Origin of the sequence: Maribacter sp. UBA3344 (assembly GCF_002362375.1) — a bacterium.
GTDB classification, from domain to species: Bacteria; Bacteroidota; Bacteroidia; order Flavobacteriales; family Flavobacteriaceae; genus Maribacter; species Maribacter dokdonensis.
Genome location: NZ_DERI01000028.1, coordinates 106,529 through 124,821 on the forward strand (window position 1 = coordinate 106,529; position 18,293 = coordinate 124,821).

Annotated in this window: 10 protein-coding genes; 8 read left to right on the forward strand and 2 right to left on the reverse strand. The window is 34.4% G+C overall.

The genetic code is table 11. The features are described from left to right. Nucleotides 1-37: 37 nt before the first annotated feature. Nucleotides 38-2,440: an outer membrane beta-barrel family protein gene (locus tag B2Z27_RS17170; protein ID WP_286814589.1), complete on the reverse strand. Its 2,403-nt coding sequence runs from the start codon at nt 2,438-2,440 to the stop codon at nt 38-40. A 203-nt stretch (nt 2,441-2,643) separates the two neighbouring features. Between B2Z27_RS17170 and lepA the strand changes: the two genes are divergently transcribed. Then, a complete protein-coding gene (gene lepA / locus B2Z27_RS17175) occupies nt 2,644-4,440 on the forward strand; it encodes a translation elongation factor 4 (RefSeq protein WP_058104607.1) in 1,797 nt (598 codons plus the stop codon). A gap of 124 nt (nt 4,441-4,564) precedes the next feature. On the opposite strand, the gene B2Z27_RS17180 is transcribed toward lepA, so the two are convergent. After that, nucleotides 4,565-6,430, reverse strand: a complete 1,866-nt coding sequence (locus B2Z27_RS17180) for a cation:proton antiporter (protein WP_286814592.1) — start codon at nt 6,428-6,430, stop codon at nt 4,565-4,567. 636 nt (nt 6,431-7,066) lie between these two features. On the opposite strand from B2Z27_RS17180, the gene B2Z27_RS17185 reads away from it, so the two are divergent. The 7 genes from B2Z27_RS17185 (at nt 7,067) to B2Z27_RS17215 (ending at nt 18,293) form a co-directional block, all read left to right on the forward strand. After that, a complete protein-coding gene (locus tag B2Z27_RS17185) occupies nt 7,067-11,263 on the forward strand; it encodes a PAS domain S-box protein (protein ID WP_286814594.1) in 4,197 nt (1,398 codons plus the stop codon). After that, nucleotides 11,244-11,663, forward strand: coding sequence for a response regulator (locus B2Z27_RS17190; protein ID WP_099190569.1), 420 nt, complete (start codon nt 11,244-11,246; stop codon nt 11,661-11,663). The genes B2Z27_RS17185 and B2Z27_RS17190 overlap by 20 nt, the downstream gene beginning before the upstream one ends. A gap of 133 nt (nt 11,664-11,796) precedes the next feature. Then, nucleotides 11,797-12,657 (forward strand): MBL fold metallo-hydrolase, encoded by an 861-nt coding sequence (locus tag B2Z27_RS17195; protein WP_210708619.1) that lies wholly within the window; start codon nt 11,797-11,799, stop codon nt 12,655-12,657. Nucleotides 12,658-12,709: 52 nt separating this feature from the next. After that, nucleotides 12,710-14,359: a S8 family peptidase gene (locus B2Z27_RS17200; RefSeq protein ID WP_286814597.1), complete on the forward strand. Its 1,650-nt coding sequence runs from the start codon at nt 12,710-12,712 to the stop codon at nt 14,357-14,359. A 15-nt stretch (nt 14,360-14,374) separates the two neighbouring features. Next, nucleotides 14,375-16,228: a M1 family metallopeptidase gene (locus B2Z27_RS17205; protein WP_286814598.1), complete on the forward strand. Its 1,854-nt coding sequence runs from the start codon at nt 14,375-14,377 to the stop codon at nt 16,226-16,228. Nucleotides 16,229-16,300: 72 nt separating this feature from the next. Next, nucleotides 16,301-16,684, forward strand: coding sequence for a ribonuclease P protein component (gene rnpA, locus B2Z27_RS17210; protein ID WP_210708616.1), 384 nt, complete (start codon nt 16,301-16,303; stop codon nt 16,682-16,684). Then, complete coding sequence (locus B2Z27_RS17215) at nt 16,665-18,293, forward strand: S41 family peptidase (RefSeq protein ID WP_286814599.1); 1,629 nt, start codon at nt 16,665-16,667, stop codon at nt 18,291-18,293. Before rnpA ends, B2Z27_RS17215 begins: the two co-directional genes overlap by 20 nt.

Sequence of the window (18,293 nt, forward strand, 5' to 3'; positions counted from 1 at the left end):
AACAAAACAATAAGATGTTGATAGTTAACATTTTATCTTATTCCAATCTGTCCAGTTCTAATTTGTCTATGCTTCTTTGATTGTCCTCTAAACGGAAATTTCCAAAATTGTAGGTAAAGCCGAACTTTACATATTGGGTTTCAGGAACGGTTAGAAATCTGTTGTCTTGATTCAGATACTGCGAAGAAACATAAGAATTGTAATTACCTAATAAGTCATTGGCACTTACACTTAAAACCGCTCTATTATTGAAAAAAGACTTTCTTAAACCTACTGTTAAATTTGTGGATTCTTCTTGAATATAAGAACCCTGCAACCAGCCTGATAAATATACAAAACCTAATTCCCCCTTAAAACTACCATCGTTGGAAAGCGTTACGTAATTGGTTAAGTCTATATAGGCCCCATTATACTCATTCTTAAAAGAGTAATCATCGCTTTGTAGGGCTATGAATGTTTCATCTTCATGAAACAGTGAAATGTAACTATACAAATACCAATTGTTGGTAATGGATTTTCCATAGGTAAAATCAATCCCATACGAAGTACTTTCCAATACATTCTGTGTGATATCCCTTAAAACGAAATTATCATTGTCTTGAAAAGTAAGTGTAGAGATATACCTACCATTATCTCGATAATAGAAATCAAAATAATATTCCTGATTCAGTGTATAATTCAAATTAAAGTTATGACCAAAACTAGGCATTAGATTAGGATTACCTTCTTCAAAAGTACGTTCATTGATATAGGTTCTAAAGGGGTTTAAATCTTCATACCTAGGGCGTTGTACTTTTCTAGCATAATCAAAAGATAAGCTGTGATTGTCATTAATGTTATGTAATAGGTAGAAAGAAGGAAAAAGTTCAAAATAACTAAGATCATTGATAGTCGATACATTTACAGATACCCCAGAACTTTCTGTTTGTTCTGCACGTAATCCTGTTTTTACACTCCATTTTTCCCAGTCTTTAGAAAGGCTAAAATAACCAGCATACACACTTTCATCGTACGTGTAATCATCGGATAAATTTGGAATAAACTCGGTGCCATTATTCTCCAAAAAATAATCTAGTTTACTTTTAGAGTCTATAAAAGAACTTTTGATTCCTGTCTCAAAAAAGACACTGCCCAGGTAATCGTTGTAATCTATTTGAGCGGTTTTAATTTCTATTTGTTGATCGGCAAGTGTAGAAAAGTTAAAATCGCGAATAAATGATCCATTGGGTTCAAAGTAGTCTGAATTGACATCCTGATTTCTATCTAAATCAAAATTCGTGTAATGTGCGTTTACGGTCAAATTACCCTGATCCTTAAATTGATGTTTAAAAGTAAGGTCACCAGAAATATTGTTCTTTCTTTCACTTAAAAAGCTATTTGTGGTAAATAGGGAATCCAAAACACCAGATGCATCTTTAATGGTAGTTTCCTGAAAGAAATCTGCATCTCTCTTAGGTTGTATAAGGGCATTACTTGTAAAACTTAGTACATTTTTATCGTTAAAATCATAATCTATTACTAAACCTGCACTATGTGTATTGCTACGTATTACTTGGTCAAAATCTGTATCCCAAACAGAAACAATACCACTATCGCCCATAAAATTAGTATTGTTCAACGTGTTTTTATACTCCTTTTTGGGTGCATAATTATAACTGGCGTTTACGTTTAACCTTTTGGTTTTGTAAAAGTGAGAGGTACCAAAATTATATTTGGGAAAAACACCTTGCGTATAACCGGCATTGACATTTCCCTTATAACCAATAGATACATTTTTACTGGTAATAATATTTAAAATAGATCCCCCCTCGGCATCATAACTAGCCGGTGGATTATGTATTACTTCAACAGATTTAATATTCTCGCCTTGGTAGTTTTCTAAAAGACTTTTGACTTCATCTGAAGATAATTGAACTTTTCTATCATTAATATAAACGGTAGTAGCCTGGTTTCTTACTTTAAGTTCATCATTCATCATAAGTACTCCGGGCGTTTGCCTAAGAATATCCCATGAACTATTCTGAGAGATTACGGTATTCTCTACATTAAAAACAATACGATCTACTTCTCTTTTGACTACGGGCTTATTACTGGTAACGGTTACCTCGTTCAATTGCTCAGCTTCTTGTTCTAAAATTAATGCGCCAATTTTAGTATCCTTCAAAATTTCCAAAGGCAAATTCTCAGAAACCTGACCTATATAAGATGCTTTTAAAAAATATAGACCTTCTGCAATATTAGAGAACAAAAACGCTCCGTTTTCATCTGCAGATGTACCTGTTAACAAGGTTGAATCTGTAACCGTTAGTAGAAAAACAGAAGCAAAAGCAACGGGTTCTTGGTATTGGTCTTTTACTTCTCCGCTAAGTTCAAAGCCTTGCCCGTATGAAACGTGTGAAAAACCTAGGGCAAAACAAAAAATAACAAGTAGAGGTTTCAACAGAAATTTGGGGTTTTTTGTCAAATCTAAATATAATATTGTCGTAATTCTTTACAATATATGTAATACAAAGTTATAAATACAATAAATAAATAGGTAAGCCCACTAAAGTTTAGCGCTATAAATTAGATTATATTTGCAATTGCTCTTTTGTACCGAGTATAATTTATGGTATAAAAAGCATCAATATTACTGTTTCCGCTATGAAAAACATTAGAAACTTCTGCATTATTGCACATATTGACCACGGTAAAAGTACCTTGGCAGATAGGTTATTGGAATATACGGGATCTGTTACCGATCGAGAAAAAAAGGAACAGCTACTAGATAGTATGGATCTTGAAAGAGAACGTGGTATTACCATAAAAAGCCACGCCATACAGATGGATTATATCTATAAAGGCGAAAAATATATACTGAACTTAATAGATACCCCTGGTCACGTAGATTTCTCTTATGAAGTTTCTAGATCTATAGCAGCTTGTGAAGGCGCATTGTTAGTAGTAGATGCTGCACAAAGTATACAGGCACAAACTATTTCTAACTTATACCTTGCACTAGAGAACGATCTTGAGATAATACCGGTATTGAATAAAGTAGATTTACCGAGTGCCAACCCAGAAGAGGTTACCGATGATATTGTTGACCTATTAGGTTGTAAGGCAGAAGAGGTTATACCCGCCTCTGCAAAAACGGGCATTGGTATAGAAGAAATTTTAAGTGCCATCATTGAAAGAATTCCTGCCCCTAAAGGCAATTCTGATGAAGCCTTGCAAGCTTTGGTGTTCGATTCTGTTTACAATCCGTTCAGAGGGGTAGAAACTTACTTTAGGGTCGTTAACGGTTCTATTAAAAAAGGACAAAAAATAAAGTTCGTTGCTACGGATAAAAGTTACTTTGCAGATGAGGTAGGTACCTTAAAATTGACCCAGCACCCAAAAAAGGAAATAAACACTGGTGATGTAGGATACTTGATTACAGGTATAAAAGATGCCCGTGAAGTAAAGGTTGGTGATACCATTACAGACTCTGCAAACCCAACAAAAAATGCTATAGGTGGTTTTGAAGATGTAAAACCAATGGTATTTGCAGGTATATATCCTGTAGACACCGAAGATTTTGAGGAGCTACGTTCTTCAATGGAGAAATTACAACTTAACGATGCTTCTTTAGTATTTGCGGCTGAGAGTAGTGCTGCACTTGGATTTGGTTTTCGTTGTGGATTCTTAGGAATGCTGCACATGGAGATTATTCAAGAGCGTTTGGAACGTGAGTTTGATATGACCGTAATTACTACGGTACCAAACGTTAGCTACCACGCGTTTACTAGAAAAGACCCAGAAGTTCCGTTAATTGTAAACAACCCAAGCGATCTACCAGATCCATCTACCATAGATCGTGTAGAAGAACCATATATTAAAGCAACCATTATTACCAAGTCTGATTTTGTGGGTAATGTTATGTCTCTTTGTATTGAAAAAAGAGGGCAGATTACCAACCAAACCTATTTGACAACGGAACGTGTTGAACTTAATTTTGATATGCCTTTGGCAGAAATAGTATTTGATTTCTATGACCGCCTTAAAACAGTGTCAAAAGGATATGCTTCTTTTGATTATACACCAATAGGTATGCGTGAATCTAAACTGGTTCGTGTAGATATTCTTTTGAATTCGCAAACCGTAGATGCATTGTCCGCTCTAATACATTTTGATAGTGCTACCACAATTGGTAAAAAGATGTGCGAAAAATTAAAGGAGCTAATACCAAGACAACAGTTTGATATTCCTATTCAAGCAGCAATTGGCTCAAAGATTATTTCGAGAGAAACGATCAAGGCCTTACGTAAAGACGTAACCGCTAAATGTTATGGTGGAGATATCTCTCGTAAAAGAAAGCTTCTAGAAAAGCAGAAGAAAGGTAAAAAGCGTATGCGCCAAGTGGGTAATGTTGAAATACCACAAGAAGCATTTATGGCCGTATTAAAACTAAACGATTAGTAATTAATTAATCTTACAATTATAATAGCCTATCTCTGGATATTGAGATAGGCTATATTTTTTTTTAACGCGTTGTAGTTCTCACAATACCAAAAAAGGGGCATTATTTAAAACAGTAAACCCATTATAACTCATCGGTTTCCGATTGAGCTTCCATATCAGGATCCTCATTAGGGAACATTTTACCCAAATATGCCAATTTATAACCTTTTTGTATATCTGTAAAGTCCTTACTGAATGCAGTGATAATATGTATGTCGCCGTCTGGATCTAAAAGAAATAACGGTACAATATCGGCATCGGCCTTGGTAATTTCAATTAACCCTTCATAATGCTCTGTATCATGAAGTTCTATTTCATGTATCGCAGGGAATTTTCTAGCAGCTTCGGTCAACTTAATAAAGTCATCGGTATGCGAGAACAACCCTTCTTTAGGGTTGTTTTCCGGGTCAGACATTTCATCGGCATCTACCAATCTAAAGGATCCATTTTCACCAAAGGCATCTTGAAATTTGTTGATTGCGTATTTGTTGATATCCGAATTGGGGGTCAAGGCCATTAAATAGCCAATGTCATTGAGTTCTATATTATCTGTCAAATTATCAGAATATATGTTTGCAGATATAGCTTCTAAACCTAGTTTGGTGGCCTTATCAATATTGGATTGATTATTGTCAATTAAAACCACATGCCTATCGTTTTTATGTAAATAATCACCAATTAAACGTGAAACCTTAGAGGCACCCAAAATCAAAATACCTTCAGATTTATTTAAAAAGACTCCTATTAATTTAGCGAATACACGGGCCGTAGTTGCGTTTAACAAAACGGTACCCAAAACAATCATAAATACCAAGGGTGTAATATATTCTGCGCCAGCTTCGCCCTTAGATAAAAGTTTTGATCCAAATAATGAGGCAATACCTGCAGCTACAATACCCCTAGGACCTACCCAGCTAATAAAAAGTTTTTCGTTGAATTTTAAATTAGATCCTATTGAACTTAAAAATACCCCAAGAGGCCTTATAATAAGTACTATTGATAAGAAAAGGGCTATGGTCTTCCAGGTGAATATCAATTCTAAATCGGCAATATCAATATTTGCAGCCAATAAAATGAATAATATGGATATTAAAAGAATACTTAAAGACTCTTTAAAGTACAGCAACTCCTTAATGTTGGGTAAATCTGTATTTCCCATGACCATACCCATAACAACTACTGCCAATAAACCAGATTCATGTGCAAAAACATCGGACATTACAAAAACACCGAGTACCACAGATAAGGACACTACGTTTAAAAGATAATGTGGTATAAAGTTCTTTTTGATCAAAAATGTAAGTGCATGTGCAAAAGTAAACCCGAAGGTAAAACCAAATAACAGAATTTTTCCAAACTCTATTAATGCCGTCACCGTGTATGCCTGGCCTTCACCCACACTTATAAATTCATATACCAATACCGCGGCCAAGGCTCCAATAGGATCTATAAGAATTCCTTCCCATTTTAAAATTGCAGATACATCTTTTTTAAGCGGAATATTTCTTAAAATAGGGGTTATTACAGTAGGTCCCGTAACAATGATCAATGCCGAAAAAAGGAAACAAAGTTGCCATGACAATCCAAAAAGAAAGTATGCGGCCAATGCAGCCCCAAAAAAGGTGGTTAAACTACCCAGTGTAATCAGTTTAGTAATTACCGGTCCAATGTTCTTTATTTCTGAGCGCTTTAAGGTAAGTCCGCCCTCAAATAAAATAATACTTATGGCGAGTGATACAAAATAGTATAGTCCCTCACCAGGAAAAAGTCCTTTATCACCGTTCCAAATTGGTTCAATTATTTTAGATCCATCTTCGGTATATAGTGTGGACAAAGGCCCCACAATCAATCCTATAAGTATCAAAGGTAAAATTGCAGGCAGTTTTAAGCGCCATGCTACCCATTGAGCAAGTATTCCTAAAATTATAATTCCTGCAAGCTCTAGCATTTAATTTGTTTTGAGATAAAAATAACAATTCTAGACCAGTAAACGTCATAATTTACAGCCCATAACACCTATTTTAATATCATTTGTTTTTTCGATTATTATAAAACACGGACGGAAAGCATATAATTTGATTTGTAAAACATTTCAGTTGTTTGTTCTACATCTAAAATTAAGATACCTAAAAGCTATACAACGCTACTCGCCTTCCCCTTTTAACCCTATTTTATGCACAATTATAACTACACCATATGGAGCAGTTTAATTCTCCTTAAATTCCAAACTAACTATAATTATAGCTCGTAATTAACTCATAAAAAGAAATAAATATCCAACTAATGTTTAAGATAATTGCTGTATTTTATAGGTAATTCTAAAATTCCATTGTGTAAAGGTGTTACGTTTAACAAAAGAGAACTATAGCACTTTGGTACGTATCATGCAATTTTTAAAAAACTGTATTGCTTTCAATATCAATTATTAAATGTGTTTTATACACCAAGTTTAATCTTACAAAAGTATCAGAAAAAACATCATAATAGGCAAGACTTTTATAACTTCGTAATTACCACTATGGTTAAATCAATATCCTTAAAATCTAAAATAATAAGCTAGATCAATTAACTCATATCAATAAAAATGTCTGTTCCAGAAAATCGTAAAATTTTAAAAAGCCCTTTATTTTATGGCTTTTTATCATTTATACTGGTTCTGGTTATTACACAATTTATTGCGTATCAAAAATATCAATTAGACCAAAAGACAGATCAGCAAGAGATTGAACAACGGGTATCAAATTTAAAAGTTGATTTACAGAACGTTCTAGGTCAAAGCTACAATGCTACACAAACTCTAGCATTTATTGTTGATCAATATGGTATTCCAGAAAATTTTGATAGTGTAGCCCAATTACTTCTAAATAGTAACAAGGCTCTTGACGCATTAGAATTGGTAAATGAGAAAGGTATAATAACACACGTTTATCCACTTAAAAACAATGATGTTATTGGATTAAATATCTTGGACGATCCTGATAATAAATATGGCGCCATAACCACCTTAGAAAGAAAAGATTACTATACTGCCGGTCCTATTTATTTAAGACAAGGTGGATCAGGTATCATAGGTAGAAGACCATTATATAAAAATGGAGACTTTAATGGTTTTGTTGCAGCTGTAGTACGTTTATCTACCGTAGTAAATGCGGTAAAATTAGACTCTATAGGTAAGTCTGATTTTTCATATGAACTTGTAAAAATAAATTCTGACAACTCTGAAGAAACCTTTTATGTTTCTAAAAATATTTACAAAGACGGAATTACTACATTACCACTAACCACTAGCCAAGGGGAGTGGAAACTATATGTATATTCAAATAAGACAGAATCATACGCTACCGCAATTCTTTTTTCTATTCTAGGCTTTTTACTTGCTTCTGTTTGTGGCTTACTTTCTTGGTTTTTAATGCGGCAACCTGCTAAACTTGAAAGATTGGTAGATGAAAAAACAGCACTTTTAAAAGAAAGTAAAAAGCGATATAAACAATTGATCAATGAGGCCTCTGACGGTATTTTTTTAAATGATTTTAATGGAAATGTGTTAGATGCCAACCCGTACGGTATAAAAATGTTCGGTTATAGTGAGAAAGAACTATTGAACAAAAACCTTGCTGATCTATCACTAAAAGATGAGTCTCTAAATATGCCTTTGACCTACACAAGAATACTTGAAGGGCAAACGCTACGTACAGAAAGTAAATTACTAAAAAAAGACGGAACACTATTCTATGGTGAAGTCAGTGCCAAAAAGTTGAGTAACTCCACTATTTTGAGCATAGTTAGGGATATTACCCAAAGAAAACAACTTGAGCTAACAGCCCAAGAAAATTTGGCAAAATTCAGTAAAGCCTATAACAATCCGTTCGTGGGTATGGTTATTAAAAATCAGCACAAAAAAATTGTAGATGCCAATTGTTATTTTCTCAACTTGATCGGTTATTCATTAGAAGAAATAAAAGGGAAAACAATTCAAGACCTTAATTTAATTGCCCTAGAAAAAACGAAAGAAGAAAATACTTTATACAATGCCTTTATTAATTCTGATAGAATTGATAAGATTGAAGTTGAGTTTACCTCTAAAAATGGTAAAAACCTACACCTAATAACATCCATTGAACCCTATGAATACTTAGGTGAAAAATATAGTCTTAGCATTTATATTGATCAAACAGATTCTAAGAATGCAAACTTGGCCATTGCAGCAAGTGAAAAAAGGTATAAACAATTTACTGAACGTATTTCTGATGCATACGTAAGCTTCGATGCCAATTGGAATTTTATGGATATTAATGCAAAGGCTGCCAAAGTGGTTGGTATGGATGCCAAGGAAATGATCGGTAAAAATCTTTGGGACGAATTTCCCACCTTTAAAAATTCCGAAGCTTATGCCATCTTCATGGGAGCTATGACCAGGCAAGTATATACACATTTTGAGCAATATCATGAAAGTGTGGACAGATGGGTTGAAAATCATCTATACCCATCTTCAAACGGTCTATCTGTATTTTTTAGAGATATCACCCATAGAAAAAAAGCAGATGAAGAAAAGCAACAACTTATCTCTATAATAGAAAACAGTCCTGGTTTTATAGGTTTGGCAACTTTAGAAGGTAAACCATTATTTTTAAATGATGCTGGAAAAAAATTAGTGAACCTACCTAAAGATGTTGACCTAAAAAACGGTACTATATATGATTTTTTTGAAGATGACTATAGAGATGTCATAGCAAATGAACATTTGCCAACCATTAGGGAAAAGGGACTATGGACCGGTGAAGTTCCCCTAAAAAACTTTAAAACCAATATACCTACCCCTTTAGAATTTTCTGGTTTTTCCATTAAGGATAAAACAACCAACCAGCCAATTGCTATAGGTGCCATAGGATTTGATCTCACAGAACGTAAAAAAACTCAAAAAGAAATTCTTGCTCTACAAAGCAAAATGGATGCTGCCATAAGAATAGGTAAAATTGGATATTGGGATTTTGACATGGAATCTAAAGTATTTATTTGCTCCCCATTGATGTATAATATATATGATTTAGAACAAGATGTTATCATAGATATACCATTATTAGAAAGTCTGATACATCCAGATGATCTAGAAATGCATAGAAAGAATGTAAGGCAAATTTTAAAAGAAAAAATAACACATACCTTTTCCTATAGAATCATCATAAAAGATGGATCTATTAAGCACTTAATGGTAGAAATTGAAGTAGAAAGGGATGCTAACAATAGGGCTATCAACATTCGTGGGACCATTTTAGATATCACAAAACAGAAAGAAGCTGATTTTGAGATATTAAAACTGCAAAATAGAATGAACGCCGCAATACGTATTGGTAATATTGGGTATTGGCATTGGGATATGTCTGGTGATATTGTAGAATGGTCAAATGAAATGTATGCCATACATGAAATAGATCCAAGTACTAAAATGACCGTAGACTTAGTTAGGAAAACTATATATTATGAAGATTTGTATCTAATGGATAACATTTTATCATCCAAACCAGGCGAACAACACCATTCTCCAAACATATACCGATCAAAATTAAAAAATGATACGTTCAAATATTTTTTGGCCTCATCAGAAGTAGTTTTTGATGATTCTGGTAACCCAATAATATATAGAGGTACTGCTATGGATATTACCAAAAATGTACTTGCGGAAGAAGCCCTTAAAGAAAGTCAAGAGAAATTTGCCAAGGCTTTTGAAAATAAGTTTATTGGTATGCTCATTTTAGATGAAGAAGAAATAGTAATAGAGGCAAACACTACTGTTTGTAATATATTGAACGTATCAAAAGAAAACCTGATAAATAAAAAAATAATGGATTCAGGAGTTGTTTTTCTTAATGAACACTATACTGAGAAAAGACACCAAACAATAAACCAGCTTCAAGAAAAAGGAAAAGTAACCAACGAAGAATTTAGAATTACACTTAAAAACGGACAGGAAAAAACTGTATTGGTTTCTAAAGAATATTTAAAGATAAAAGATCAAACAAGAGTTTTGGTCACCATAAATGATGAAACAAAAAGAAAAGAAACCGCTGAAATCTTAGCATCACAGTTTAATGAACTCCAAAAGACCAACTCAGAACTAGATAGCTTTGTATACAGTGCTTCACATGAATTGAGAGCTCCATTATCTTCTGTATTGGGCTTAATACAACTAATTAAAATGGAAGGGGTAGATCCAAAGTTATATCAGCATATAGATATGATGGAGATTTCAATAGAAAGACTGGATAGTTTTATCAAAGATATTATTGAATACTCAAGAAACAAACACAAAAATATTGATCTTGAACCCATTAATTTTAATACATTAATTGAACAATCACTTGAAAGTTTCTGGTACTTAGAAAACAGTAAAAAAATTAAAATTGATATTAATATAGATGATAAAGAACAATTTGTATCTGATAGTAAGAGAGTTTCGGTTTTATTGAATAACTTTATTTCAAATGCTATCAAGTATCATGATCTTAATAAAGAATCACCTTATATACATATAAATGTAAAGACATCTAAAAAAGAAGCTATCTTAGTTGTAAAAGACAACGGTGTTGGTATTGAAGATGTTGAATTAGAAAGAATTTTTGAAATGTTTTATAGGGTATCCTCTAAAGTAATGGGTTCTGGTATTGGGCTGTTTATTGTTAAAGAGGTAATCGCAAAATTAAAAGGAACAATAGACGTAACATCTAAAATAGGACAAGGTTCAACGTTTACGATAACAATACCAAATGAATCAGGTAAATTATAATATGAGCAAGGATATTAATATTTTGTTGATTGACGATTCTGACGTAGATAACTTCATTAATAAAGCCGTTATCTCTAAAGAGGATAATATTTCTCAAATTACCACTATGACCTCTGGGCAAGAAGCTTTAACGCACTTGAATGGGGTAATTGATAATCCTCAAGCATTTCCAGATGTTATATTTCTGGATATTAAAATGCCGGGAATGAACGGTTTTGAATTTTTAGATGAATATTTAAAACTACCGGAAACACTCGTAAATCATTGTAAAATTTACATATTGAGCTCATCTATAGATTCTATAGATTCCGAAAGGGGAAAAGAATATGCTATTGTTAAAAAGCATTTGACCAAACCTCTAGCACATCATAAAATTGGCGATCTACTGGCTGAAGATTAAACTTTGGTAAAAACATATTTTCTCCCTTTCACAATTCAGTGAAAACATCAGAAAAACACCCTTTATCCAGGTTAAATTATAATATCTTCTTAATAATCATAAGATTTGGTACACTTTTACTATTTTGCCCCTTATGAAAATTTATCCCATTGAAACTGGTAATTTTAAGTTGGACGGTGGTGCAATGTTCGGGGTGGTTCCTAAAACCATTTGGCAAAGAACGAATCCTGCAGATGAAAACAATTTAATTGATATTGCCGCCAGAAGTCTTTTGATAGAAGATGGGGACAGGTTAGTTTTAATTGATACCGGTATGGGCAATAAACAATCTGATCAGTTTTTTGGTTACTACTACAGATGGGGAGATTTTAATATAGACTCATCTTTAAATAAATATGGTTTTCATAGAGATGATATTACCGATGTTTTTTTGACCCACCTTCATTTTGACCATGTTGGTGGTGCAATCCAATGGAACAAAGATAGAACGGGGTATGAACCCGCTTTTAAAAATGCCAAGTTTTGGACCAATGAAAAACACTGGAAATGGGCTACCGAACCTAACCCTAGGGAAAAAGCTTCTTTTTTAAAAGAAAACCTATATCCCATGAAAGAAAGTGGACAATTAACTTTTATTGACCCAACGGATAATAGCTTTTTAAAGAACAGTCAGCTTGGTTTTGATATCCGTTTTGTAGACGGCCATACGGAGAAACAAATGTTGCCACAATTTACCTATCAAGACAAAACCATAGCCTACATGGCAGATCTTATACCAACGGTAGGTCATATTCCCTTGCCCTATGTTATTGGCTATGATACCAGACCATTGGTTACTATGACCGAAAAAGAAATATTTTTAAATGAAGCTGTGGAAAATAACTACTACTTATTCTTTGAACACGATGCACACAATCAACTTTGTACCTTAAAACATACAGAAAGAGGAGTTAGGTTGGATCAAGTATATACTTTCAACGAGCTCTTCAACTAACTCTACACTTTTAAATTCTAACGATAAACATTAACTAAACGTTTTCCCTTATATGACAAATACATCTCTTAAATCAATCTTTGCCCTTTCATTAGCGGTCGTAATTTCAGGATGCGGAAGCACAAATACAGCCACTAGCAGCGGTTTAATTCTTACTCCAGTAGAAAACATTGATGCTACTCCTTTAAAGATTTCAGATTTAACAACAGCTGAAAAAAATAATTGGGGACACTTGGATCTGGTAACAGATACCATACCGGGTATGAGTGTAGATAAAGCTTACGCAGAAATCATTAAAAACAAAAAGGGAACAAAAACCATAGTTGCCGTCCTAGATTCTGGAATTGACCTCGACCATGAAGATCTAGACGGAGTTTTATGGACCAATACAAAAGAAAAACCCGGTAACGGTATAGACGATGATGGTAATGGTTATATAGATGATATACATGGCTATAATTTCTTAGGAGAGTCATATAATGAACAATTGGAATATGTTCGTATGCTTCGTTTAAACATAGGCGATGCAGCAACTTTAGCCAAGGCAAAAACCAAACTTGATTCTAAATATAACGAAGCTCTTCAAGGTAAAGAACAATATGAATCTATATATCAGGCAGTAAAAAATGCCGATGCGGACGTAAGGAAATACTTGAAAAAGGATACGTATACTAAACAAGATTTAGCCACTATTACCGCGACCGATGAAACCATGCAGCGTAATATTGCCATTCTAAATCAAATGTTCGGTATAAAAGATACTATACCTGAAGTTCTTGAAGAATTGAACAACGGTATCAAATATTACACAGAGCAACTGAACTACAATCTAAACAAAGATTTTAACGGTCGTGAGAGCGTTGGTGATGATCCTTATGATTTTACAGATGTAGATTATGGTAACGGCAACCCAATGAACAGGGTAGATGATGAGAGCCATGGTACGCACGTAGCAGGTATTATTGGTGCTGAACGTAATAATGGAATTGGGGTTAACGGTGTTGCCAACAATGTAGCTATTATGAGCATAAGGGCAGTACCTAACGGAGATGAATATGATAAAGATATTGCTAGAGGTATAAGATATGCCGTTGACAATGGTGCACGTATTATAAACGGTAGTTTTGGAAAGTCTTTTTCTCCAAATGCACAATGGGTTTATGATGCCATAAAATATGCTGCAGATAATAACGTACTTTTTGTACATGCTGCCGGTAATGATGGTGCCGATCTTGATAATCCTGTTAACGCCAACTTCCCAAATGACCAAGTTAACAACGGACCTGAAATTGCAGATAACGTAATTACGGTGGGTGCTTTAAACCCTAAATATGGGTCAGAGCTTGTAGCTAGCTATTCTAACTATGGTAAAATAAATGTCGATATTTTTGCCCCGGGTACAGATATCTATTCTACTTACCCAAACAATGATTATGAATATTCTCCAGGTACTTCAATGGCCGCACCTGGTGTTGCAGGGGTTGCCGCCTTGGTTATGTCTCAATATCCAAGTTTAACGGCTGCGCAGGTGAAGAAAATAATTTTACAATCAGGACTTCCAATTAAAACAAAAGTGGTTTTAGGTAAAAATACCGGCAAAAGTGCTTCTTTAGATGAAATCTCTACCTCTGGTAAAATTGCAAACGCGTATAACGCCTTGGTAATGGCGAGTAAAGTTGCAGCAGGTCAGATTAAACTTTAATTATAAATAACTCAGATGACTAAATCATTTCTCACATTTTTTACGGCTTTATGCTCTATGGCAGTATTCGCCCAAAATACTACAAATTACTGGCAACAACATGTAGATTATACCATGGCCGTAGACATGGATGTTGATAATTTTCAGTATACCGGTACACAAAAACTAGTGTATACCAACAACTCTCCAGATGAGCTTAAAAGAGTATATTTTCATTTGTATTTCAATGCTTTTCAACCAGGTAGTGAAATGGATATTCGCCTACAGAACATAGCCGACCCAGATGGTAGAATGACAACGGCTGATAAGAAAAGTAGAATAGCTTTGCTTGCAGAAAGTGAACAAGGCTATTTACATGCAACTTCTTTGACACAAGATGGTAGCGAAGTTTCTTTTTCTGAAGAAGGTACTATATTGGTGGTTGACCTTGCAAAACCCATTCCTGCAGGTGCCAAGTCTACTTTTAATATGGAATTTAAAGGTCAAGTGCCGTTACAGATTAGACGTTCAGGAAGAAATAGCGAAGAAGGTGTTGCCTTATCTATGAGCCAATGGTATCCAAAATTAGCGGAATATGATTTTGAAGGTTGGCATGCCGATCCGTACATAGCTAGAGAGTTTCAAGGTGTTTGGGGAGATTTTGATGTAAAATTGACTATTGATAAGGATTACACCGTTGGCGGAACTGGTTATTTACAAAATGCCGATGAAATAGGGCATGGATATGAAACTCCCGGTACAAAAGTTAAAAAGCAAAAAGGTAAGACCTTAACTTGGCACTTTAAGGCACCAATGGTACATGACTTTATGTGGGCGGCAGATCCAAATTATATTCATGATATACAACAAGTGCCTAACGGTCCTGTGTTACATTTTTTGTATAAGGATGATCCTAAAATATTAGAGAACTGGAAAAATCTTCAACCTAAGACCATTGAGGCAATGGAGTTCTTCAGTAAGAATATTGGTAAATATCCATATGACCAATACTCTGTTATTCAAGGTGGTGATGGTGGTATGGAATATGCTATGTCAACTTTAATTACGGGTGATCGCAAATTTGGTAGTTTGGTTGGTGTAATGGCTCATGAACTTGCACATTCTTGGTTTCAACATATATTGGCAACAAATGAAAGCAAGCATGAATGGATGGATGAAGGGTTTACTTCTTTCATTTCTAAACTTTGTATGAGTGAAATAATGGATTTGGACAAGGAAAATCCGTTCGAGAGCACTTACAAAGGTTATAGAAACTTAGCGTTGTCTGGCAAAGAACAGCCACAAACAACACATGCCGATCGTTATGCACTTAACTTTGCATATGGCATTTCTGCATACAGTAAAGGATCTATTTTCCTTTCTCAACTAGGTTATGTAATTGGTCAAGATAAATTGATGCAAACAATTCGTACCTATTACGATGAATTTAAATTTAAACATCCAGTACCAAACGATGTTAAACGTGTTGCAGAAAAAATATCCGGTGTTGAGTTAGATTGGTACTTAACAGATTGGACACAAACTACCAATACCATTGATTACGGTATAAAAACGGTTACCGCTGAAGACAATGTTACAAAAGTAACCTTAGAACGTATAGGCTTAATGCCAATGCCTTTAGATATATTGATTGTGTATAATGATGGCAGCAGAGAAACTTTCTATGCTCCTTTACAAATGATGCGCGGTGAAAAGGAAAACCCTTATGAGGGTATTAAAAGAACGGTTATCAAAGATTGGGCTTGGGCTTATCCAACTTATGATTTTGAGATTCAAAAACCAATATCTTCTATTCAAGCCATAGTGATAGACCCTTCTCAATTAATGGCAGATGTTAATTTAGAGAATAATGTTTGGCAAGCAGAATAGTAAGTTCTTGTAAAGTTTAAGATATTTATGCCCCCAACTTGGGGGCTAATTCTTTTTAATGCATTTTTTATAATGGATCAATCCTTCGGAAAAAAGGAAAAACTTAAAAGCAAAATACTCATCACCCAATTATTTGAAGAGGGTAAAGGTATTTCTGTATACCCTTTGAAATTGATTTATTTATCTACGGAAAAGCAAGAGATTTCTATTAAATCAGCAGTCACCGTATCTAAAAGAAATTTTAAGAGCGCAGTGGATCGAAACAGGATCAAGCGCTTACTTAGAGAGAGTTATAGACGTAATAAAGCAGAGGTTTTTAACAATACAGATGCTAACTTTGCGTTTCTATTTTTATACCTTGGTAAGGATATGCCCACCTTTGAGCAGTTAGATCATAAAATGAAGCTCGTTTTAAACAAGTTTAAGCTACAAATTGATGAAAAAAATATTAAGTAAAAAAGTACTTGTACCCATAATAGCCATTGCCTTTCTCTTCATTGGAAGTAGTTATAAAAGTGATTTTTTCGAAATAGCTAAGCAAATTGAAATCTTTACCACCTTGTTCAAAGAATTGAACATGAACTATGTGGATGAAACCAACCCGGCAGAATTAATGGATACCGCCATTAAAAATATGCTGAATGAATTGGATCCCTATACCAAATTTTTGAACGAACAAGATGTTGAAACGTATCGTATAAACAATGCCGGTGAATATTCTGGTATTGGTGCCATGGTACGTTCGTTTGATGATAGATTATTAATCATTGAACCACATGAAGGCTACCCGGCAGATAAAGCAGGATTAAAGGCTGGTGATGAATTAATACAGATCGGAGATATCAAAGTAGCAGATTTTGAAAATAACGCCAGTGAGCTTTTAAAAGGAGCTAATGGATCTACAGTCACCGTTACTTACAAAAGACAGGGCAAATTAAAAACTACCAGCATAACCCGTGAAGGTATTGAGGTAGATGCCGTACCGTTCTTTAAAATGATAGATAACAAGACTGGATACATTGTTCTTGCAAAATTCAATGCGAAAGCTACCGATCAAACTAAAGCGGCATTATTGGACCTTAAAGGAAAAGGTGCCGAAAAAATCATTTTGGATTTAAGGGACAACCCTGGTGGCTTGTTATCTGAAGCTATTAATGTTACCAATTTATTTGTTCCAAAAGGAGAGCTTGTGGTGACTACAAAATCAAAGGTTAAAAAATTCAACCGAGAATACCACACCAACAACCAACCTGTAGATGAAGAAATACCACTGGTTGTTTTAGTAAACGGTAGCAGCGCCTCTGCCAGTGAAATTGTATCTGGTAGTTTACAAGATTTAGACAGAGCAGTGATTATGGGTGCAAGAAGCTTTGGTAAAGGTTTGGTACAACGCCCATTAAAATTAACTTACGGTACACAACTCAAAGTTACCATTTCTAGATATTATACTTCATCTGGTCGTTGCATACAATCTTTGGATTATTGGAACAGAGATGAAAGTGGCAATGCCGTACGTAATACTACGTTCAATGATTTTACTACGCGTAATGGTAGAAAAGTACAAGATGGCGGTGGTATTTTGCCAGATATTGAAGTAGCCACTTCTAAAACCAATGATCTTACCTTGGCACTTTTACAGAACAATGTCATTTTTGATTATGCCACAGACTACCATTACACCCACAGTTATGCAGATGTAAACGATTTCAAATTTACAGATGCCGATTTTAATGCTTTTAAAAATTATGTAAAGCAAAGTAGCTTCTCTTTTGAGACTAAGGCGGAACAAGCTATTAAAAAAGCACTCTCAGGCGACGAGAACGACTTTTTAGGGTCAGATGTTAAGGATAGTTACAAAACGTTGCTAGCCAACATTGAAAAAGGCAAACTTAATGCGTTGGATAAATACCAAAGCGAAATTCAAAAGAATTTAGAAGATGAAATAGTAAAGCGCTATTTTTATAGAGATGGCCTGTACCAATATTACTTGAATAATGACGAAGCTATTTTAGCAGCAACAGAACTATTAAGCAATAACTCAAAATACAGTGCTATTTTAAATTAG